Here is a 20,865-nt window from a genome sequence, read left to right as displayed (position 1 = left end):
CACATGCTTCAATAGGGCATACCTGCTCTTGTATATTGAAGTTCCATCACCGCATAACTCGAACTTTGTCCCCTGTTTTCAGTGAAACTTCGATGGCCTGCAATACCTTTAGTGTATATAGAACATCCATCAATGGAATGACATCGTTATCTTGATTATTCTCTACACAATTCACAAAGTATGATAGTTCATTTTGAAACGGGTCACTGTCGTCTGTTTCAATGTGAGCCTTGTCCTGATAGGAGCAGTATACGAAATATTTATTACTCTCATTGATATTTTCAATGTTTTCACCAGCAGCTACATGAAAATCCAGTGTACTCCGGCTGGTTTGTGCGCGAAAAGACATCGTAAACGGAAAACCAGCCGGCATCCGCTGTGATGCTTCCACAAAGGCCTTGCCCCCATTCTTGAATGAAAGGGTCGTCATGACATGGTCCCAGGCCCCGTACCGATTCTTGTTTCCCACAGCATAGACGGAATTCACTTCACCGAGTAAGTAATACACGAAATCGATATCATGAAGATGCAAATCATATAATGCCCCGCCGCTTTTTTCCGGGTATTGAAACCAGCTGCTCCATGCCGGAACCTGGCCCAGCCGCTTCGCATGAACGATTTCAATGTTTTTTAATTTGTCACTTTGGCTATATGATTTAATCGTCTTATATTCCGGCCAAAACCTAAGCACATGGGCAACAAATAAATGAACATTATTTCGTTTGACTGCTGCCATGATTCTGCTGGCAGAATCGAGCGTCAAGGTCAATGGTTTCTCACAGATGATATGTTTACCCGCGTTCGCAGCTTTAATAATATATTGTTCATGTAAATGAGTAGGCAGGCAGATATCAATGATGTCTATTTCTTGATCCCGCAATAAATCATCATATTCAGTTACAAAGGACGCTTGGCATTGGCCCGTTGTTTGCTCGTCAGTTACTTTATTCTTCGTACAGATGACCTTGACCCTGGCATTTTCAATATGATTATAGGCTGCTAAATGAGTTTTCCCGATAAAACCTAGACCAACAAGCCCAACGTTCTTCATAGTTTTGTCTTCAGAGCCTCCTCCTCTAACCTATTATTCTTGAAAGATAGTTGAAAGACCTTTGTACGCTATCATTTACTTCCTCAAGATTTGCCGGCCCTGCCGGGGTAAATTCGACCTCAATACTGATCGGGCCTTTGTAATTTCCCTTCTTGAGCGTTGCAAAGATTCTGCCAAAGTCCAGATTGCCGTCGCCTATTGCTGGAAAATTCCACTCATTATTAACACCAAGCTTATCCTTTAAGTGGATGAATTCCACATAATCAACAGAGGCTTCCAGGTCTCCATATGGTAAAACATTGCCATAAAAGATGACATTGGCTGTATCGTAATTGATTTTGACTCGTTTATGAAGCATCTTGGAGAGTTTTTTTAAAGAAGATCCTGTGGGGTAGTTATTTCCGTGAGTTTCGAGAACGAGCAGCTTATTAAGCGTCTCACACTTCTCAATAATGGGTTGTAAGTTCGCCGCCAATACCCTTTCATCTTCAATCACATCGGTATCACCGTGAGCATCGCCTGTAGCTGTTACAATATACTTGCAATTGAATTCTACAGCCAAATCAATGCTTTTTAATAGATTTTCGACTCCGTCCTTACGCATCACATTGCTATGCGCGCCTATTCCCACGCATTTCATTCCGTAATCCAAAAGCAATTGTTTCACATCCTGCAGTTCTCCGGGAGACATGTCTGGCAAAACGTGTGCGGTGTGTTCCTTCACAGCAGCTAACTCGATCTGAGTGAAACCAGCCTCGCTTGCTCCTTTCACCGCCTCCTCCAATGAGTACCCATGGTATGTATTGGAATTAATTGCAAGCTGTTCTAACATGGCAGCCCTCCTTCAACGTTATAAGACATAAGCAGCATAAGTATTTTGTAAAATTATGGTATGTAGTCCGTTACCTTATATTAAAATAAATAGACTATTCAGTCAATTGTTTCTGAAATTTTCCTCTTTATAAAATGAACGTCTGCACCGCGTGAAACCTATTCCATTTTTGACCAAATTATAAGAATGCCTTATTTAAAATGGCTACGATCTAATTACACTTATAACTTTAGAACTCGATTCTTCCTACTCAAGATTTTTTTATAATGGATTACCAAGCTTAAACAAAAGGGAGTTCATCTTTTCAGCTTACGGCCATGAACGAACCCAGGCATTGTGTCAACATTGCTTGGGAATCTGACCTATGAAAATCCTGTATTGTTTCTGGCTCGGGCATCCATGTGTTAACTCGTGAGAAAGCGTCGAATAGTTGAAAAGTATGGAGTAACACGGTAATTTAAAGCTCGAAAATTAATGGTTAATTTTGGAAGTGTTCAGCGTTTTTTTTGATACAATACATGTAAGATATCAGAAGGGGGGATACCAGCGTGGAAATTAAGAGAATGCTGGAAGAATTGATATACTATGCAGAAAGTGATATAACACATTTTTTTTCACACAGCAGCGTCCCTTTTTCATTACGCTATTCCTAAAATATCGGGAGAAAAAGCGGTATTTATCATTACATACATGAAAGACGGACGCACTGAATGCTACGATGAACCGGAAATGGCGGCAAGACAAATCGAAAGTTTATTGCATTATTGCTATTAAGCTGCCGGTGATTGTATTCCCTGGACCGCAATTCTGGAACACCTCGTTACTCTCATTCTCTATCCATCATTGCTCTACCCTTTCCATCCCTTTTATCTTTTCCACAGCAACCCAGGACTCTGTGACTGGGTTAAATGTCGATTGACTTTAATCGGATGGTGTAAAGTAAACCCCTCTGGCGTCCTTCTTTTAATCGTTTGCACTTCATGTATCTACTTTCTCATCTCGGGTAAGCAATATATTATAGATCAACACTAACTAAGGATATACTTGTAAGGAAAGGATGTGGCTAAACCATGGATACAATGAAGGCGGTAGGACTAACTAGGTATCTTCCAATCGAAGATCCGCGAAGTTTGGAAGATGTAGTCATCGAGAAGCCCACAGTGACGGGACGCGACATATTGGTCAAAGTTTCCGCGATCTCGGTCAACCCGGTTGATACGAAGGTCCGGGCACCTAAAGATAAAGTCGAAGAAACTCCTAAAGTGTTGGGATGGGATATAGCGGGAATCGTGGAAGAAGTCGGGCCAGACTGTTCTTTGTTCCAGCCTGGGGATGAAGTCTTTTATGCTGGCAGCATTGCAAGACAAGGAGGAAACAGTGAATACCATCTTGTAGATGAACGAATTGTTGGGCGAAAGCCTGCTTCTTTAAGCTTCGCCGAAGCGGCAGCTCTTCCACTAACCTCTATCACAGCGTGGGAATCACTTTTCACCAGAATGTCAATCTCTCAAGATGCTGCGGACAACGGAGGAAAGGCCCTATTGATTATCGGGGCAGCCGGTGGTGTAGGGTCTATTGCCATCCAGCTCGCAAAACAAGCGGGTCTTACTGTAATCGGGACAGCTTCCCGGCCGGAAACTGTCGATTGGATTCAATCTATGGGTGCCGATTATACGATCAATCACCACGAGCCGCTTTTACCACAGCTTCAAACGATCGGTTTCCCAAATGTGCCATTCATTTTCTGCCTCAATGCATTGGAAAAACATTGGCACGGCATCAGCGAAGCTATAGCTCCCCAAGGCATAGTGTGCGCAATTGATGATCCGGTCTCGCCGCTTGACCTCACATTGCTCAAGCCCAAAAGTGCAACCTTCGTATGGGAGTTTATGTTTACGCGCTCACTTTATGAAACGGATGATATGATCGAACAGCACCAGCTGCTTAATCGGATTGCCGACGAAGTGGATAACCAAAAATTGAAAACAACGCTAACTAAAGTAATTGGCCCGATTTCAGCAGCTAATCTACGGGAAGCGCATAAACTACTGGAAAGCAATAGGACAATCGGCAAGATCGTCTTAGAAGGGTTTGTTTAATATTTGTGCATTAAACTGGAATATGAATTTTCTCATTGTTAAATCAGTAATATTATATGGCTGATTTAACATATTCGCCGGCGGCTATAGCTGCCGGTGGCTTCCAGCTTGTCTTTTCAAACATTGACTTTTCCTCCATATTCTCCAATACCATTCTGTATTGTCTAATCTGCGTCGGACGCTAATTCCATCATTCCCCCCTTCTTATCCCTTGTTTCCGGCAGTTCAATATATGAACCCTCAGCTCCCAGCACTATAGTAGTAGCAAAGCCACTATGATATTGTAATAATATGTAATTAATAGCTAATGAAGGGTAGTTGGTGTAATTGGAATGGACTTCAGTTGCCATAACTGGAAATAGAGTCAAGCTAATCCCGCTTGGGTTAGAGCATAGTGAAGGGTTGTATGAAGCTGGAGAATACCCGGACATATGGACCTTTACCCAGGGGAAAATCGAAACTATTTCAGACGCTAAGGAATATATACATAAAGCACTGGAACAAAAGAATGCCTTGCCCTATGTCATCGTTGAGCAGGAATCGCAGAAAATCGTCGGAAGCACGCGCTTATATGATATTTCAATCCAGAACAGAGGTCTTGAGATAGGCTCTACCTGGCTTACCCCTGCCATGTGGAGAACCGCTGTTAACACTGAGTGTAAATATTTGCTCCTTAAGCATTGTTTCGAAACTTTGGGGGCGATTCGCGTTCAACTAAAAACGGACAGCCGCAACCTGCGCTCTCAGAGGGCTATCGAAAGAATTGGTGCTGTGAAAGAGGGGATCTTGCGAAACCATATGATACTTCCAGACGGATACATCAGGGATTCCATTTATTACAGCATACTAGACAGCGAATGGCCGGAAATAAAGCTTCACATTAAGCAGCTTATTGAAAGCTATCCCACTATTTCATTAATCAGCTGAGTAATCACCCCTAATAAATATATAGGACAGTTACAAACCAAATGAATAATATGCATTAGTCCATCCTTCTGCCTGAATGGGTAAAAGTAAGTCAAGTCATTCCATCCGCAATAATTTTACATTTAAACCTTTTTGTTCTTTGTTATACTCCATCTGCTACGCCAAGCATCGTCCAAAACAATATGACTTTCGTCCCTTATTGACAAAGCAGGAAATAACAAATAGCTTACCGAAAATAAAAATTAGAACAGCCTTTTTGCAAGTACCTGTTTTTTTGTGATGTTTAGTCAGCAGAGAACAACAAGGTAATTCGACAGAGCCTTGTATAAAAGTGGAATGGATTGTTTTTCTCAGTTTGCTAAAAAACCAAAAATGGAGTGAAAGCAATGGCTCTAAATCTTGAGGAAGAATTTATGGAGCTTTTTAGGGAACGGAAGGATGAATTTGAAGAACAACTGTTAAGCGAAGCAAAAAATGTGCGGGATAAGATTGACCACATTCTGGCAGTAGGGAATATAGACCTGTTGAATAATGCACATCAATTGGTCGCCTTTGTACTTGGCGAAAAAGAAGAAGAACTCGATAAGTTTTCTAAACTAGAAGGCGTTTCATGGGCGGCCCATAGCCTTACGTTATCCTTTAAGCTGGAGTGGGTCCAGGCCATCCGCCGGACCATGTGGCAATATCTTCAGAAGTTCGATGAAGAAAAGCGCCATCCTTTGGATACCAGTGATTTTTTTGAATTGGAACGGAAAGTCAACGATCGGATTGACCAGTTTTTGAACGGATTTTTTCTAAATTACTCTGCCTACAAAGACCAATTAATCGAATCGCAGAAAAAGCTTGTCGAGAACCTGTCTGTACCCATTATTCCTGTGTCGCCAAAAATTTGTGTGCTTCCCTTAATCGGAGATATCGATATATACAGGTCACACACCATCGAAGAAAAAGTACTGACGGAAATCGGCAGGCTTTGCATCCAGACCCTGATTATGGATTTGTCCGGCATCGCGGAGATGGAAACAGCAGTCATCGACCATCTGATCAAGATCATTGATGGCTCCAATATGATGGGCTGTCATCCTGTCATTACCGGACTTCGCCCTGAAATTGTGAGCAAGATCACAAGGCTCGGATTTTCGTTTGGAAAGAAGGCCGAAACAAAGGCGACGCTGCAGCAGGCACTGGAAGATTATCTTTCATTTTCATAGTTATATAGATATTTTAAAGCCCCTTTCAAGAAGGGGCTTCATTATAGGTTTTATAAGTCTGCACTGTAGCATTGATGTTGCTGGGATATATTTATGTATTTGCAGGAAGTTCAATATGGAAGGTAGTCCCTTCTCCGACAACACTTTCAACAGAGACATTCCCTCCATGTTCATGTATGGCTGTATACACCTGGGTCAGTCCCAGGCCAGTGCCCTGGTGCTTGGTGGAAAAAAACGGAGTTCCGAGCAACTTTACTTTATCTGCAGGCACGCCTTGCCCTGTATCACTCACTTTTATATGGATCCTCCCGTTTTTATAATAATGTTCTATTCTGATACTGCCCTTATGGGGAATAGATTCAATGGCGTTCTTTATTACGTTAAAGAAAGCCTTTAATAAAAGATTTCTCTTTCCCATCACTGTTTTTCCCGAATCCCTTAGATCCAGCTCCGTTTTGACGTTATACAGTTTTTCCTGGAATAAATACAATAACGTTGTTAATTCTTCACTTAAATCAACGGCCACACACGGTTCGTCCATAATATCAGGCTTGGAAACCTGAAGTAAATTTTCTAAGGTGGCCAATGCTTTTTCCAGTTCGGATTCCATCGTATCTAAATAATGATGTGATTGCGATTCTTTCAATAACTGAAGGAACCCTTTTACAGATGTGAGAGGATTCTTAATCTCATGGGCAATACCCGCTGCTATAAGTCCAAGAGAAGATAATTTTTCCCTGGCATTCAAAAGATTCACGGCGATCTTACGGTTCGTGATATCCTGTAAGATGACTTGGGCATAGACCTCCTCTCCCAACTGAATGGGGGCCATCTTTAATTCAACATCGATGGTCTTGCCATCACCCCTGATCATCTTTCCTTCCATCAGGTCCGAATTTTCATGTTTTTCAATAACACTCTTTAACCGCATTTTATAGGCATCCTTGTTGCTTTCAGGCAGGAAGGTGTAAAGATTTTTATATAATATTTCCTCGCGGGACTGTAATTTTAGTAATTCGAGACTAGCTTTATTGGAATAAACAATGTCCCCCTCTTTTCCCACAATCAATATAGAATTAAGGGAGTACTCAATCAATTTATGAAAGTCGATATCCTGGGAGTGAATTTTCAAAATCAAACAAAATCACCCATTCTGCATGTTATATATAAAATAATATCAGAAAAATGCACAAATTCTACAGACAATTTTTTCAGAGTGATAACATCCACTCACCAAGCAATTCTAATAGGAAAAATTTATGGGATAGCTGGAAAGCATCTTTGGGGGTCGTATGCCGTTGTATAACTTGTCCGGCTTGCGTATCGTGATGTATCACCAGGAATAAGGAATAATATGGCCCAAAATACTCAACCCAAGAAAAACAAAAAAGTAACCATAACCCAATGAGATATAATGCAAAAAGTATAAAGTGAATATTTCGTGTTGAAATATTCACACATCAGCGACAAATGAGTTACTGGACAATTTATTTGTATGTTGCCAAGGATACTATCCTTGGTTTCTTTTCATAGACATTTGGAGCATAAAACTATAATTTTAGGTGAATCACTTCATGGATTACAGAAATGTCGGTCTTGCAACTTATGGCTAAAATCGGATTGAGAAAATGTTTCATGGAGCACACGCGGGAATCATAAAAAGACCGCCCGAAGATTCCAGACGGTCTAAGTGTTACAGTGCAAAGGTTTTTGAAGGGCATATTTTTAAAAATTTATGCATTAAGGCTGCTCAAAACAATCTCAGGCAAACACCATTCAATGACTGACTTGAATAAGGTCTTCCATTCCCCCATACGTCATGGCATCAATCAAAAAGATTAGCCCATTTAATTATGAAATTTTAAATCTATTAATATGCTTCTGAAGTTGATCCGCCATTCTTGATAAATCATTAGCCGATTCTGTGACTTGCTGCATGGAGGAAGCTTGCTGCTGGCCGGCTGCGGCTACTTCCTGTGTTCCCGCTGCCGTAGATTCCGCAACCTGGGCAATCGACCGTATAGATTGTGCCATCTGTTCTGAGCTTCCGGCCATTTCCTGCACTGCTGCCGATACTTCTTGTATTTGGTGAGTTACAACATTGATTGCCCCTTTAATGGCGGCAAAAGATTTCCCTGCAGTATTTACTACCTAAATACCGGATACCACTTCATTTGTTGCACTATTCATAGATGTAATAGATTCCCGGGTTTCATTCTGCATAGCAGAAATTAACTTTGAAATTTGCTCCGCCGAGAAAGCCGACTGTTCCGCTAGTTTCCTTACCTCTTCCGCCACAACTGCAAAACCTCGGCCATGTTCACCCGCTCTCGCAGCTTCTATGGAAGCATTCAATGCCAACAGGTTGGTTTGTTCGGATATTCCTGTTATTACGGCAATAATATTTCCGATTTCTTCTGAACGCTCTCCCAAGCCATGCATTTTGCTGGATAGTACTTTAAACGTTTCATTAATGGAATTCATTTGTACTATGGCCTGGTCAATAGTTCGCTCACCTTCAGTGGCTTTATCAGCAGCATTTAGCGCGCTATTTGATACAGCTAAGGAATTGTCAGCGATCTGCTGTACACCAGTGGCCATTTCATTAATTGTAACTGAGGTTTCATCTACACTCCTCACTTGATGGTTTACACCCTCGGCAACCCGTTTCATGGTTTCTCCGATTTGAACGGATGCTGCACTAGTTTCTTCAGCACTAGCTGATAATTCATCTGAAGAAGCACCCACCTGCTCAGCATTCATACGGACTTGCCCAATTAAATCCCGTAGATTATTAGCCATAAGATTAAATGAGGTTGCCAGGTTGCCAATTTCATCTTTGTTCTTTATATCAACATGTTCGATCGTTAAGTCGCCTTCCGCTATCTTCTCAGCCATATCTGCCAATTTCACAACCGGTTTGGAAATCATCCTTCCAATGATCGCGGCGATGACCGTACCAGCTATGATTGCAGCAATTCCTAAAATCAACACCCAAATCTTTACTAAATCTGCGTTCGATGCAATTTGACTGCTTTCTTTATTTAACAGCCCTTCTTGAAAGATTTGAAATTCTTCTATATCCTGATCCAGCTTGGCGATTACTTCGCGGCCCTGTTCATTGGATAATTGTATATATTCAGCCGTTTTGTTTTCCTTTTTGAGCTGTACTTGCTGATTACCCACATCATAAAATTGTTTTTCCGTATCGATTACACTTTGCAGCATCTTCTGTCCTTCTGAAGTAATGATGATCTTATCCAGTTCTTTGCTTGAACTTAAAAAATCTTCATGAGATTTTGTGAAAGCGCCAAGAGCGCCTGGGTCTTCACTGATTAAATAGCCCCTAAGTGCAACCTGCTCAGATTTCAACGTGGCATTCAATTTCTGTATTAATATTAATTTCTTCGCCTTATCATCTATCAGTCCATTAAAATCGCTAGTGATGGAGTTAATTTGATAGTAGCTGACACCTACAGTTGCGGCCAGAATCAGTAATACCGAGAAAAATCCTAAGAACAACTTTTTTCCAATAGTGATTTTCAATGTTTCAATCCTCCTTGTGATATACACAGTTGTATATTTGTTATCGACAAAGTTTGTTATATTTTTATCTAAAATATGTAAAAGCAAGAAAACAGGGAAACCATTACACGGCTTCCCGTTCAATTAGCGTTATGTGTTATCTGAGAATCTTTTTAGGCAATTCAAGCCATGTAGAGAGCATGTACACTTTCAATATAATGAACTGAGTTCACTGTCCGTTCTCGAATATAGACGGTTAATGTAAACTAATAATGTTTTTCACGATAAAGTATCCAGCATAAAGAGACTGCCCGACGAGAACTGCTCCAAAGATCATGGCCGGGATTATTTTAAAGCGGGCCAAATATCCTGATCCGGCTTGGCGTTCCGAAAGGCTTTTTCTGCACACTTGAATTCCATTGATGATAGATTGGCAAAGAAAGAAGGATGACAGAAAAATACTCATATGCATAATCGCTATGCCGTAACCGAAATAAATCGGCAGCGCCAGTAAAACAACAAAAGACAACGCCCATAGGATATCAATAAAGTTTCGAACCCAAAGGAAAACAGCAACACCCACTAAACCCATGAATAAGTAGAGAATAAAATGGTAGTCATGATGTGCCACTAAATAAAATAATCCAATGGCTGCGAGCGACTGTCCCGTATATCCTGCATACGCAATAAAAGTATTTTTTAACAGGGACTTTTCGATTCTGGCGTCACTTCTTGTTTTCAAACTTATTTTATTTGCAATGCCCCCCTCTAAAAGGACCCGGACTACTTCCTGGCTCAGGGTATTAAACAGAGAGAAATAGACTCCCAGATATGGAATTCTGGTAACCAGCAATGCAATTACTAGATAAATAAGGATAGGGAGTGTATGGTTCAAAATGATTCTCCTTTCTTTATCATTGATATAGAAAAAGAAGCACCAACGCTAAGTGCTGATGCTTCCTCTCCCGTATCCTTAAACTCAGCCTGCCTGTTTTTCGCCCTTCAGCTTGTCCAATTCTTTATTGATTTCCTCTTCATCGACATAGTTTCGATTGGCTGCATCATACTGTGCCCATGGGCTTGCAAATTGGCTGCCAGCCTGTACCCTTGCCTCCATTAATAAGATTTGGTCTTCTGCCCGTGCAACCCCTCTTGCGATTGCATCTGTCTGGAACGATGCCGTAACATTCTGGATCTGCTTAATGGATTGAGCTACATTCGCCCGGGATGCCAATAGAATTTTCTTATGCTGTAATTCATTATAGGTTTGCTGCAGTTCATTTAATTTATCCTTAAGAATTTGTGTTTGTTCTTTTATTGTTTCATATTGCTGCTGATACACGGCAAGCTGCTTTTCGTGTGTTAACTTTTCCTGCACAGCCAGCTTCGCCATCGCATCCTCTCCTTCATTGATTGCAAGTTTTGCTTGTCGAGTTCGCTTGTCCACTAAGCTCTTTGTTTCGAGAATAAGATCCGCTTGCTTCCTTTCTACATAAATCTGCTGGGCAAGTGCCTTCTGGGCTTTAGCCATTTCCTGCTCCATTTCTCTTGAATATTCATTCAGCATGGCGATCGGATTTTCCACCTTGTCCAGAAGCCCATTAATATCAGCCTTTGCAATTGTTTTAATCCTTTTAAAAATACCCATCTCACTCATTCTCCTTTTTGTTTGTTATATTTTTTTCCCACTGATCTAAAATTGTGTCATTGTTGCTCACATGCTGTGTACGTGACGCTATCAATGATGTATCAATAAACTGCTGCATAGAAGCAGCTTTTGATTTCTTTCTAAGCCATTTCACAAGGAACACCACAATAGCGGCCACGATGATCACGAATAGCAGGGTTCCCAGCCAAGAAAATCCTCCCCCATGATGAGGGCCGTGCATTCCATGATGGCCACCTCCGAAGCCGCCCCTCGGCCCCATGCCTCCCGGACCATGTCCATGCGGCCCGGCTGCCAGGACACTATATCCTCCAAATAGAAAGTAGACTCCCAATACGAATGGACTGATGACTCCACCCCAGAATATAGTTTTTATCCATTTAGCTGTCATTTTCATTCCTCCTTCCGTTCTCGATGATTACATATTAGTAGGCGATGGTGAAAACTTGGTGAAAAGGAAAATCTTTTATAAAAAAGTTGTTAAAATTATGCAGGGCCATGAAGCTATTAAGTGAGGATCGTGGACATCAGATAGTTTCATATTTTTAGAATGCGGATATGATGCAGCCGGTGGTTTTTTTAAAAAAATGAACCTCAGGGGGAATTCGGGAGGTCCTAAAAATACAAATCAATGAAAAGAAGTTAATAGTGTACACCGAGCTATGAAAGTCTTCAGCATTTACGAGCGAAAGGAAAAACCAGGTTTTATGCTCGAAATACGCCAGTTTATGCTCGATGACCAGGATTTATGCTCGAACTGCACAAAATGCCCTTGATCTTCTGGAAATTAGGCTCTTTTCCATAAAAATTAGTAATCTACCTTTAATTTTTCTATCCATATCCAAAAAGGCGGATTGGAATGGTACCAAAACAGCTTAAATATTACCCTATGCGCTAAATCTTAAGATTTATGAGCGAAAAATGAGGTTTTACGCCCGAAATACGCCAGTTTATGCTCGATGACCAGGATTTATGCTCGAACCACATACTTTATGCTCGAACTGCGCAAAACGCCCTTGATCTTCTGATAATTAGGCTCTTTGCCATAACATTTAGTAATCTACCCTTTGATTTTTCTATCCATATCCGAAAAAGCCAGATTCGAATGGTTGCAAAACGGTTTAAGATATTACCCTATGCGCTAAATCTTAAGATTTATGAGCGACAAATCAGGATTTACGCTCGAAATACGCCAGTTTATGCTCGATGACCAGGATTTATGCTCGAACCACAAACTTTATGCTCGAACTGCACAAAATGCCCTTGATCTTCTGAAATTTCTTAGACGTGTCATAAATCCATTTTTCTCCTATTTGATAGTTTTACTTGCACATGGAGTGAATGCAGTTCATCACACGCAAAATTTATTGTGCGGTGTTCCCTGGGACAAAACATTACCGCAATGCAATACGCCCTCTCTTTTATGAAGTACAAAATTTTATATACATAAAAAAGGCAGGAAGCCGCCGATTGCAAGCTCCTGCCTTTTTAAAATTTATTATTGATTTGCACCCTTTCCAGGTTTGACACCCAGTTCATCCAACTGAGTTTTTACATCATCCATAATGGCTTCTACCTTTTTCTTTGTGGCCGCATCTACATTTTCAAACATATCATGATGCCGATCTTCAGACGGAAGTTCTGTACCCAATTTAGCGAGCTGGTCCTTTGCTTCCGTTTCCGTAATTGTTCCTGCTTGTAGTTTGTCCATGATGGCCTCTGCCTTTTTCTTAGAGGCAGCATCCAGATTGGCAAACCTATCCGCATGGTCTCCTCTTTCAGGAAGTTCGACCCCAAGCTTGGCCAACTGTTCTTTTGCCTCGGCTTCTGTGATGGTTCCGTCTTTTTTCTTGTCCATGATGGCCTCTGCCTTTTTCTTAGAGGCAGCATCCAGATTGGCAAACCTATCTGCATGGTCCCCTCTTTCAGGAAGTTCAACACCGAGTTTGGCCAGCTGTGCTTTAGCCCGGGCTTCCGTGATGGTTCCCGCTTTTTTCTTATCCATGATGGCCTGCGCTTTCTTCTTTGTAGCAGCATCCAGGTTGGCAAAAAAATCACCTTTCTTGCCTCTCTCCGGTAGGGTTACACCTATTTTAGCTAATTTGGTTTTTGCCTGCTCCATAATTTTGTCTACTTTTTCCTGGGTAGCACTGTCCAGATTTTGCTTCCATGCTCCAGTACTGCCTGTGTCAGTTGCTGCAAATGCCGAAACTCCGCTTGTTGCAAGAATCCCTACTGTCAACGCTCCTGCTGCTGCAAGTCCTACTAACTTCTTTTTCATGTTTTTTTTCCTCCAGATTCATTTTTAAGTTGCTGTGATCTTTACTACATTGACTAGAATAACTACAGATGGTGAAAAAACGGTGAAAAAGAAAATATCTTATGGTTTTTTTAGCTATGCAAAACTAAATGGTTTTGAAATCAGAGTGGTGTACTGGATTTTGATCTAGTTTTTCTGCTATTGTCGTGACTCTTACGATACTTTTAAATATGTTTATTTTTTGCAAGCCGGCTCCATATTTATAAATGTACGCTTGTACATCTTTCTATAAAAAACTACTGTGGATATCGTTTCCTTCACAATGCCTATTTCAGCAGTCTAAGCTGTTCGTTCAAAAAAAGACTGCCCATCGGCAGCCTTTTGTAATAACATGCATATCTATTGAACCTTAATCCACTAGCATAATACCTCTATATTATTTAACCATCTCCACTGCTTTATTGTCATACATACCTTGAACGGCCACGACCTTATTTCTTCCCTCTTTCTTCGCTTTATACAACGCTTGGTCGCTTATGTGTAATAATTCATCAAAATCATGCGTTTTATCAAAATCCTTTCCAATACCCATGGATATTGTAATCGGTTTTCCGGTTGGGCTTATGGTCATTTCTGTCCTTTTTCGTATACGCTCTGCCACAGTATGTGCCATTTCAATATCGGTGTGAGGAAGCACAATCAGAAATTCTTCTCCTCCCAGCCGGATGCACAAGTCTGTTTCCCGAATTTCTTCCGTAACTAAATTGGAAATGAATTTTAGGACCTCATCCCCTATTTGATGGCCGTATCGGTCGTTTACATGTTTGAAATGGTCGATATCAAATAAAATAATCGAGTAGTCATTCAGATTCTTTTTAATTGCCCTATCCAGGAAGCGGCGGTTATAAAAACCAGTTAAAGGATCCAGATTAGACTCCGTTTCAGCATATGCAATTTTTTTTTGATAAAAATTCACAGCAACCAAGATTGCCCGTTTTAAATCTTTTAATTCGAAATACCAGTTTGGAATGCGGGGATATTGAATGGATGGGTCAATTGTTATTTGTTTCGCATAGAGCGCCAGCTTCCTGATCGGATTCACAATTTTATTAAGCATGAAGAGCGAAATGAAGAAAACAGTAATCATAAATGGAATCGCAATTATACTTACTTGTTTGGCCATTTCGAAAGTAGGCTGCATAACAGATTCCTTAGGGGTTTGAGACACGATTCCCCAATGGCTGGCCGAAGCAGAAGTGGCGTAACCAGCGAGCATCGGTATCCCCTCGGGTGACATAACCTCCTGGCTTCCTGATTTGCCCTGCATCACTTTCTGTACTACTTCGTTTGCTTTTACATTCACATTCAGCCACCGACTATCCGGGTGATAGATCACATTTCCTGAAGAGTCGACTACAAATACATACGAGTCATTTTCATGTTTGGGATGTTCACCCAGCACCCGCTTCAGACTGTTATCTTCCTGTAACATGATGGTGCCGGCGATAAATCCTTTATAATTCTTATTAGCATCAAAAACAGGTACAGAGATTAATAAGATCAGCTTTCCGGTAAGACCAGTATAAGGTTTTGAGATTAAGGGCATTTTTTTGGTCAATGCTTCCGTTACTCCAACACTCTTCACTGTTGTGCCCTCGAGTTGCCTTTCTGGTGCAGCTGACACTATACGCCCTGTTTGATCCACAAATAAAGTAGAATTAAAATAAGAGGTAGATTTTAACAAGTGCTGCAAATCATTTCGTATCTCCGCAGAATCAACTGTTACATATTCTTTTGCCATTGACTCTAAAGTCAGGCTCTTCAACATAGACTCAAAAAGAGAATCTGTTGTGATAGCCAGTTTTTGAGCATAATATTGATTATCAATTAAATAATTTTGTTCCAAGTTATTTCTGCTTACTACCACACTAGAAACAACAGTTCCAACAAACGTCCCGATCATCGCAAAAGTCATTAAGAATAAAACAAGAAATCTTATGCTGAATTTCATACGTATCTTCATATCTATTCCTCTGGTGAAAAAATTTTCTAGTAACGCGTAAATTAACCTACAAAAATATACCATGCACTCTACTTGAATCACCAAGGAAAATGTTTCCTGCACAATCTTTCATATCTTAACTCTTTCGGCACTCTATTTTTGCAAATGTCTTTAACACAAGAGTGACCCCTCATCTTATTCTGCTTGAGCTGTTTAATTGTGAAAATCATTATGGATCGATGCATAATCCCAAATACTTTATTCTCCGCCATAATAAAAAGCACCCAATTGTTGGATGCTTTCGTTTTTTGTGAAAGGCTGTATATCAGTCCATACCTTGACTTGCTTTTTTTCTCACTGGCTCTTTCCCTGAATTTTGCTTATATTGGCGGCCTGGATCATACAAATTAGCATCTTCTCTGCGTTACCAATACTTGTCTAATGTGCTGCAATTAAACGAAAATCTGAGTATGCTTATTCGCCCCTCTTTGTAACCGCCATTAATCGCCATTCTCTTCCGCATCTTGTTACTGAAAGGTAACCCAATTAAAAAAACCAATCCCATAATTTTTTTTCAGGGATTGGCATACCGATTTTGAACTTGTTGATTTTAATCGTCTTTATCTCATTAATCGGGAGTTTAATCCCAATTCACATCATACAAAAATTCGTAACGCTTCATATTCACAGATGGTGGAATAAGCTTTAATACCGCATTTCTTAAAGGAATGAGCCATTTGCTTTCCAGCTGGGCAACCTGGCCGACTTGATTGGACATTTTTATAATTTTGTGGGTCCGGTCTAATCTTTTCCTCTCATACAATGTAAATGCGTTTTCTATATTGCCGTTTGTCTCCAGGCATCTAGCCAATACATATGCATCTTCCATCGCTTGCCCGGCCCCCTGGCCTAAATTCGGTGTGGCTGCATGAGCCGCATCGCCCAGCAGGACAATTCGCTGAAAGGCATATTGGCCAATCGGTTTAATATCCAGAATGTCATTATGAATGAGCGAATCCTCACTTGTGGCTCCGATAATCTGTGGAATCGGGCTGTGATAATCCTTAAAAATAGCAAGCAATTCTTTAATGCCATATCCCGCTATTTTCGGATCCCGGGCTTTCGCTCTTTTGCATGCAAACCAATAGATTTTTCCTTCTTCAAGCGGCACTATTCCAAACCGCCCGGATAGCCCCCAGGTTTCTGTCGCTATAAGCTGGTCGATCGCAATATTCGGGTCAGAAACCACACCTCTCCAGCAAGTATAACCGGAGTATCTCGGAGTAGAATTCGGCACTAACTTTCTGCGAAAAAGGGAGTTGATCCCATCTGCAGCTACGACGGCGTCTGCCACGATGGTATCTCCATCTTCGAAGAATACCGTGACACCGTTTTGGTCCTGTTTGAAGTCCACACAACGTTTATTCAAAACAATCGATTCCGGATTTAAAGCACTCCTTAGGATGTGGTGCAGATCTGCCCGATGTATGGTAACATTGTCCGTCCCATACCTCTCGCTTGCCAGCAGTGAATCCGTTTCTGTAAGGGGTGTTCCTTTATTAGAAAAGACAACCATTTTATTTAAAACCTTGCTGTGTTTCATCACTATGTTCTTTACATTCAGCTTCTCTAATGCTTTCAGCGCATTTGCGCCTACTCCAAGACCCGCTCCCAGCGGCTGGAATGTATTTGCGCTTTCGTAAATGGCCACGTCAAACCCTCTCTGCTGCAAGGCAATGCCCGTACAAAGGCCACCGATGCCACCGCCGATAATTGCGATTTTGGGCATGTTATGATCCTCCCTTCTGACTTGAGCCAATCCTTTCCCAAACCATTTCAAAATGGTACATAAAAACCGCCACGGGATCCAGAACCTGGCCAGGAAATGACAGCCAATTCATAACGGTTTGAAAGTATATGGATACCAATAGAGATGACAAGCTCTCCGGCTCCATTTGACCTTTTAACTCATGATTTTTGATTCCTTCCTTTAAAATCGGACAAAGTACAGCCCTGAATTCCATGGCTTGCTTGTCCTCCTGCTCCATACTCAACGGAGAATGAAGCATTTCAAAGAAAATGACTTTTGCCAGCTCCCGATCCTCTGGAGATAGACGAAGAGCTCTTTGAACTTGGCCGGCAGCTGTTCTTTCGTACTGATGCTGTTCGATGTAGAACGGACCACTCGATTGATTACGGCTATTTGATAATGGCCTAATGGAGTAAAATTTCATCTTTACTACGGAAATAATTATAGAACGTCCCTTTTGCAATTCCGCAAGACTGTGTAATTTAATCGACCGTCGCCCGTTCCAAGCCTTTTTCTTTAAATAATTGAAGTGACGTAAAAAATATTAATTGCTTTAACTCGTCTTTGCTTCATTCTCTTAACATATTCATCTCTTTATGAACTGTAGTCAGATAATGACTTATAGTCATTTCATTTTATGCTAATATGGAATATTTCTTCAAATATTTGCGAAAGACAAATAATGGAGACTGTGCAGAATTATTCTTTGAACTGTAACCGTATGATGTAGGCGGTTATCCAGGAATTAAGTGGCCTGCCAACTAATGGTCGATGCCGCTAAACGCCATAAATCTTCTTGTAACATTGCTTATTCGGGAGTTTAAAATTATGAAATAAGTGGTAAAATTATGTTCGGTTGGTAAAAAACAGCAGAATTATAGGAGGGAATCTTGTAAAAGATAAAATTTTTGTAGAATTGCAAAATTTTACGCTTATAGTTCAAGCGGCATTTGCCCAAATACAAACCGGGTGGCTAATTTGCTGCCAGCTTGTCAGATGAAAAAAAGAATAGAGGATGTTATTCATGACGATTTTATCCATAGTACTGCAAGTCTTATTAGGAATTATGTTTACTTTTTTCGGAATCGCCCTTCTTGCTCGCATGAAACCGGTGATGGACATTTTAGAGCCTTTACATATACCAGATTGGTTCCGGAAAGTAGCTGCTGTTGTGGAGCTGATTGGCGGGATTTCCATGTTACTTAGTGTATGGAACGCTAATTTCGCATTGTTCGGAGGAATATGGTTGACGATAACCATGATCGTTGCAATTGCACTGCATTTTAGGGTTAAGCAGCCAGTACAAAGCAGTCTGCCAGCAATCATTGCAGGGCTGCTTTCGATTACAGCACTGGTTATTAACATATAGGATTAAAAAGCCCTCATTTACTTGGGGGTTCTTCTTTATAGGGCGAAATTAACTCTCACATTCAAGCAAGCAAAAATGCAGATGGCAAAGCGAGGAATATTATCATCTAGATCCCCGTTGCCATCTGCTGTAAATTTCTATTGGCGATTAATCATTTAAAACAAGCAATGCGACTGCTTCGACATGAACCGTGTGAGGGAACAAATCAACAGGCTGTACAACTTGTAAAGTATACCCAAATTGTTCAAGTTCCTTTATATCGACTGCAAATGTATCTGGATTACAAGATACATATACAATGCGTTCCGGTTTTGCACGCCCTATTCTCCTCATTACCTTCCCGCCTGCACCTGATCGAGGCGGATCCAGAAGTAGTAGCTCTGGGATTCCAAAGGACTCCAAAACCTGATCGATTCCTTTCCTTGCATCTTTTGCAAGGAAGGTTGTGTTGTCAATTCCGTTATCTGCTGCATTGCGTTTTGCAGATTCGATAGACGTCTCGACAATTTCAATCCCTGCCAGTTCCGCTACTCTGTTAGCGAACGGAAGAGAAAACGTGCCAACACCACAGAAAAGATCAATCATTTTCTCCGTTTTCTTAGGCTGTCCCATTTCAACAGCTAAATCTACCAGTTTTTGCGCTTGTGTCGGATTGGTTTGGAAAAAGGTATCAAACCAGAGACGGAAACGGTAACCATCCATTTCATCATAAATGAAATCCCGTCCTGCTAGGACATGGCTCTTTTCTGATTGAGTGCGATCTGCCCAATCCGTATTTTCAAGCCATAACAAGCTTTTAACTTGAGGGAACTTCAGGGTAATACGCTGCACCAAATCGTCAGCTGCTTCTTTCAAATGATCGGCTGGTGCCTCAGTTGCAAATACTGCCAGCATCATTTCTCCTGTTGCAAATGATTGTCTGACCATCAAGTGCCGAAGCAAACCATCATGCAAGTCTTTATTATATCCAGATAATTGATGGCTTTTCGTCCACTCCGCCACTTCCATGGCAGCTTCCACCATCTCTTTACCCGCAATTAAGCACGTTTCAAGAGAGATAACTTTGCGGAAATTCCCCTGCTCATGCAAGCCGAGGGAACCGTCCGGAGCAAAGGTAAACTCCATTTTATTGCGGTAATGCCAAGGGTCGTCCATGCCGATTGTATCCAATACCAGGTTTGGATCAAAACCTTGAGCTTCAATTGCTTCTTTCACATGGTTGGTCTTTTGCTTTAACTGCCCTTCATATTGCCAATGCTGCCAGACACATCCGCCACATTTTTCAAAATGCGGACATGGCGGTGCCGTTCTTTCTGGATGTACCTCCAGAATTTCATTCGGCATTGCTTTCCATCGTCTTTTTTCCGGCTTGGCAACCGTGACATCCACCTTTTCACCTGGGAGAGTCTGCGGGATCGTAAGCTTTAACTTTCGCAAGTTACCATGTTCATTTTCACGCCAAATTACCGCCTGGCCTGAACCCCTGTCATCCAGCCGGTGAATTTCTGCTTCCATTCTTTCCCCTGTAGTAACTGTCAATGAATTCTCCTCCTTTATGCGCGATATCTATTACTTGCTCTATAATCCATCATTCAGAAAATATTAACCCTAAAATTAAGGAGATACAGTCCAAACATCCTCCATGCCTAAATGCATTTTATAAAAGTTCCACGAGTATTCAGGCAATAACAAAGGTGCCATCTCCTATTGCATTATACATTAGCATATAGGAATTAAGCACCTACACATTTTGGATATATACAAACTTCAACGAATACTTTTATACTATAACAAGGCTGCACTTGTCAATAATAGCAAGAATCCGCAGAGATATTACATTATAGAAACCAGGATCAATAAAAAGAATCCAGTACCATTCTATTTAAGAATCATACATATTCCCAAATATACTGGGGACAAGATACGATATCATTCTTCCCTGTTGCCGGCGTTTTTTTCAGAACCTCTTTTACTTCCGCAATCTCAACAGAGAATCTGGCTGCCACCTTGCCCAGGCTGCTTGAAACATCTTCTTCCGATATCATTTTTGAATCATTACCTATCAGGGTAAACTCGGTATTGTCTTTTCCACCTCTCTTTAAACACAAAAAAC

General features: G+C 41.0%; 19 protein-coding genes. 4 read left to right on the top strand and 15 right to left on the bottom strand.

The genetic code is table 11. The features are described from left to right. Nucleotides 1-46: 46 nt before the first annotated feature. Both V1500_RS02660 and V1500_RS02655 read right to left on the bottom strand, forming a co-directional pair. Nucleotides 47-1,051 carry a Gfo/Idh/MocA family protein gene (locus V1500_RS02660; protein ID WP_409304091.1) on the bottom strand — a complete coding sequence of 335 codons (1,005 nt, stop codon included), beginning with the start codon at nt 1,049-1,051 and terminating at the stop codon, nt 47-49. A gap of 25 nt (nt 1,052-1,076) precedes the next feature. Then, complete coding sequence (locus V1500_RS02655) at nt 1,077-1,883, bottom strand: sugar phosphate isomerase/epimerase family protein (protein WP_409304090.1); 807 nt, start codon at nt 1,881-1,883, stop codon at nt 1,077-1,079. A 1,070-nt stretch (nt 1,884-2,953) separates the two neighbouring features. Between V1500_RS02655 and V1500_RS02650 the strand changes: the two genes are divergently transcribed. The 3 genes from V1500_RS02650 to V1500_RS02640 all read left to right on the top strand — a co-directional run bounded on the left by V1500_RS02650 (nt 2,954) and on the right by V1500_RS02640 (nt 6,120). Further along, nucleotides 2,954-3,982 (top strand): zinc-binding alcohol dehydrogenase family protein, encoded by a 1,029-nt coding sequence (locus V1500_RS02650; protein WP_409304089.1) that lies wholly within the window; start codon nt 2,954-2,956, stop codon nt 3,980-3,982. A 327-nt stretch (nt 3,983-4,309) separates the two neighbouring features. Beyond that, nucleotides 4,310-4,909 (top strand): GNAT family N-acetyltransferase, encoded by a 600-nt coding sequence (locus tag V1500_RS02645; RefSeq protein WP_409304088.1) that lies wholly within the window; start codon nt 4,310-4,312, stop codon nt 4,907-4,909. Between the two features lie 386 nt (nt 4,910-5,295). Next, complete coding sequence (locus V1500_RS02640) at nt 5,296-6,120, top strand: STAS domain-containing protein (protein WP_409304087.1); 825 nt, start codon at nt 5,296-5,298, stop codon at nt 6,118-6,120. A gap of 91 nt (nt 6,121-6,211) precedes the next feature. Here V1500_RS02640 and V1500_RS02635 read toward each other — a convergent pair whose 3' ends face one another. The 11 genes from V1500_RS02635 to V1500_RS02585 form a co-directional block, all read right to left on the bottom strand. Beyond that, nucleotides 6,212-7,258: an ATP-binding protein gene (locus V1500_RS02635; protein ID WP_409304086.1), complete on the bottom strand. Its 1,047-nt coding sequence runs from the start codon at nt 7,256-7,258 to the stop codon at nt 6,212-6,214. A gap of 713 nt (nt 7,259-7,971) precedes the next feature. Beyond that, a complete protein-coding gene (locus tag V1500_RS02630; protein WP_409304085.1) occupies nt 7,972-8,175 on the bottom strand; it encodes a hypothetical protein in 204 nt (67 codons plus the stop codon). Between the two features lie 96 nt (nt 8,176-8,271). Beyond that, the gene (locus tag V1500_RS02625; RefSeq protein ID WP_409304084.1) at nt 8,272-9,666 is read right to left on the bottom strand and encodes a methyl-accepting chemotaxis protein; all 1,395 of its coding nucleotides are present in this window, start codon (nt 9,664-9,666) and stop codon (nt 8,272-8,274) included. 235 nt (nt 9,667-9,901) lie between these two features. Beyond that, on the bottom strand, nt 9,902-10,540 hold the full coding sequence (locus V1500_RS02620; protein WP_409304083.1) for a M50 family metallopeptidase: 639 nt from the start codon (nt 10,538-10,540) through the stop codon (nt 9,902-9,904). 84 nt (nt 10,541-10,624) lie between these two features. Beyond that, a complete protein-coding gene (locus tag V1500_RS02615) occupies nt 10,625-11,293 on the bottom strand; it encodes a PspA/IM30 family protein (RefSeq protein ID WP_409304082.1) in 669 nt (222 codons plus the stop codon). 1 nt (nt 11,294) lies between these two features. Then, complete coding sequence (locus tag V1500_RS02610) at nt 11,295-11,702, bottom strand: hypothetical protein (protein WP_409304081.1); 408 nt, start codon at nt 11,700-11,702, stop codon at nt 11,295-11,297. 1,107 nt (nt 11,703-12,809) lie between these two features. Next, nucleotides 12,810-13,592 carry a hypothetical protein gene (locus V1500_RS02605; RefSeq protein ID WP_409304080.1) on the bottom strand — a complete coding sequence of 261 codons (783 nt, stop codon included), beginning with the start codon at nt 13,590-13,592 and terminating at the stop codon, nt 12,810-12,812. 415 nt (nt 13,593-14,007) lie between these two features. Then, on the bottom strand, nt 14,008-15,594 hold the full coding sequence (locus tag V1500_RS02600) for a sensor domain-containing diguanylate cyclase (protein ID WP_409304079.1): 1,587 nt from the start codon (nt 15,592-15,594) through the stop codon (nt 14,008-14,010). A 619-nt stretch (nt 15,595-16,213) separates the two neighbouring features. Continuing rightward, nucleotides 16,214-17,362 carry an FAD-dependent monooxygenase gene (locus V1500_RS02595; RefSeq protein ID WP_409304078.1) on the bottom strand — a complete coding sequence of 383 codons (1,149 nt, stop codon included), beginning with the start codon at nt 17,360-17,362 and terminating at the stop codon, nt 16,214-16,216. A 1-nt stretch (nt 17,363) separates the two neighbouring features. Further along, the gene (locus tag V1500_RS02590) at nt 17,364-17,807 is read right to left on the bottom strand and encodes a hypothetical protein (protein ID WP_409304077.1); all 444 of its coding nucleotides are present in this window, start codon (nt 17,805-17,807) and stop codon (nt 17,364-17,366) included. Next, nucleotides 17,788-17,847, bottom strand: a complete 60-nt coding sequence (locus V1500_RS02585) for a TetR family transcriptional regulator (RefSeq protein WP_409305899.1) — start codon at nt 17,845-17,847, stop codon at nt 17,788-17,790. Before V1500_RS02585 ends, V1500_RS02590 begins: the two co-directional genes overlap by 20 nt. A gap of 560 nt (nt 17,848-18,407) precedes the next feature. On the opposite strand from V1500_RS02585, the gene V1500_RS02580 reads away from it, so the two are divergent. Next, on the top strand, nt 18,408-18,752 hold the full coding sequence (locus V1500_RS02580; protein WP_409304076.1) for a DoxX family protein: 345 nt from the start codon (nt 18,408-18,410) through the stop codon (nt 18,750-18,752). Between the two features lie 147 nt (nt 18,753-18,899). Here the strand turns inward: V1500_RS02580 and rlmD are convergent, their stop codons facing one another. Both rlmD and V1500_RS02570 read right to left on the bottom strand, forming a co-directional pair. Continuing rightward, a complete protein-coding gene (rlmD, locus tag V1500_RS02575) occupies nt 18,900-20,267 on the bottom strand; it encodes a 23S rRNA (uracil(1939)-C(5))-methyltransferase RlmD (RefSeq protein WP_409305898.1) in 1,368 nt (455 codons plus the stop codon). A 374-nt stretch (nt 20,268-20,641) separates the two neighbouring features. Further along, on the bottom strand, nt 20,642-20,797 hold the full coding sequence (locus V1500_RS02570) for a hypothetical protein (RefSeq protein ID WP_409304075.1): 156 nt from the start codon (nt 20,795-20,797) through the stop codon (nt 20,642-20,644). Nucleotides 20,798-20,865: the final 68 nt, after the last annotated feature.

Origin of the sequence: Peribacillus sedimenti, assembly GCF_046237635.1 — a bacterium.
In the GTDB taxonomy this organism is placed as follows: domain Bacteria; phylum Bacillota; class Bacilli; order Bacillales; family DSM-1321; genus Peribacillus; species Peribacillus sedimenti.
Note: the sequence above shows the minus strand (reverse complement) of the source record. Positions and strands in the feature narration are given on the sequence as shown.

Bases quoted from the DNA above. Each gene is read 5' to 3' on its own strand.
- V1500_RS02660 (WP_409304091.1), bottom strand. From the start codon at position 1,051: ATGAAGAACGTTGGGCTTGTTGGTCTAGGTTTTATCGGGAAAACTCAT.
- V1500_RS02655 (WP_409304090.1), bottom strand. From the start codon at position 1,883: ATGTTAGAACAGCTTGCAATTAATTCCAATACATACCATGGGTACTCA.
- V1500_RS02650 (WP_409304089.1), top strand. From the start codon at position 2,954: ATGGATACAATGAAGGCGGTAGGACTAACTAGGTATCTTCCAATCGAA.
- V1500_RS02640 (WP_409304087.1), top strand. From the start codon at position 5,296: ATGGCTCTAAATCTTGAGGAAGAATTTATGGAGCTTTTTAGGGAACGG.
- V1500_RS02630 (WP_409304085.1), bottom strand. From the start codon at position 8,175: ATGGCCGGAAGCTCAGAACAGATGGCACAATCTATACGGTCGATTGCC.
- V1500_RS02615 (WP_409304082.1), bottom strand. From the start codon at position 11,293: ATGGGTATTTTTAAAAGGATTAAAACAATTGCAAAGGCTGATATTAAT.
- V1500_RS02610 (WP_409304081.1), bottom strand. From the start codon at position 11,702: ATGACAGCTAAATGGATAAAAACTATATTCTGGGGTGGAGTCATCAGT.
- V1500_RS02605 (WP_409304080.1), bottom strand. From the start codon at position 13,592: ATGAAAAAGAAGTTAGTAGGACTTGCAGCAGCAGGAGCGTTGACAGTA.
- V1500_RS02600 (WP_409304079.1), bottom strand. From the start codon at position 15,594: ATGAAGATACGTATGAAATTCAGCATAAGATTTCTTGTTTTATTCTTA.
- V1500_RS02595 (WP_409304078.1), bottom strand. From the start codon at position 17,362: ATGCCCAAAATCGCAATTATCGGCGGTGGCATCGGTGGCCTTTGTACG.
- V1500_RS02590 (WP_409304077.1), bottom strand. From the start codon at position 17,807: ATGAAATTTTACTCCATTAGGCCATTATCAAATAGCCGTAATCAATCG.
- V1500_RS02580 (WP_409304076.1), top strand. From the start codon at position 18,408: ATGACGATTTTATCCATAGTACTGCAAGTCTTATTAGGAATTATGTTT.
- rlmD (WP_409305898.1), bottom strand. From the start codon at position 20,267: ATGGAAGCAGAAATTCACCGGCTGGATGACAGGGGTTCAGGCCAGGCG.
- V1500_RS02570 (WP_409304075.1), bottom strand. From the start codon at position 20,797: ATGATATCGGAAGAAGATGTTTCAAGCAGCCTGGGCAAGGTGGCAGCC.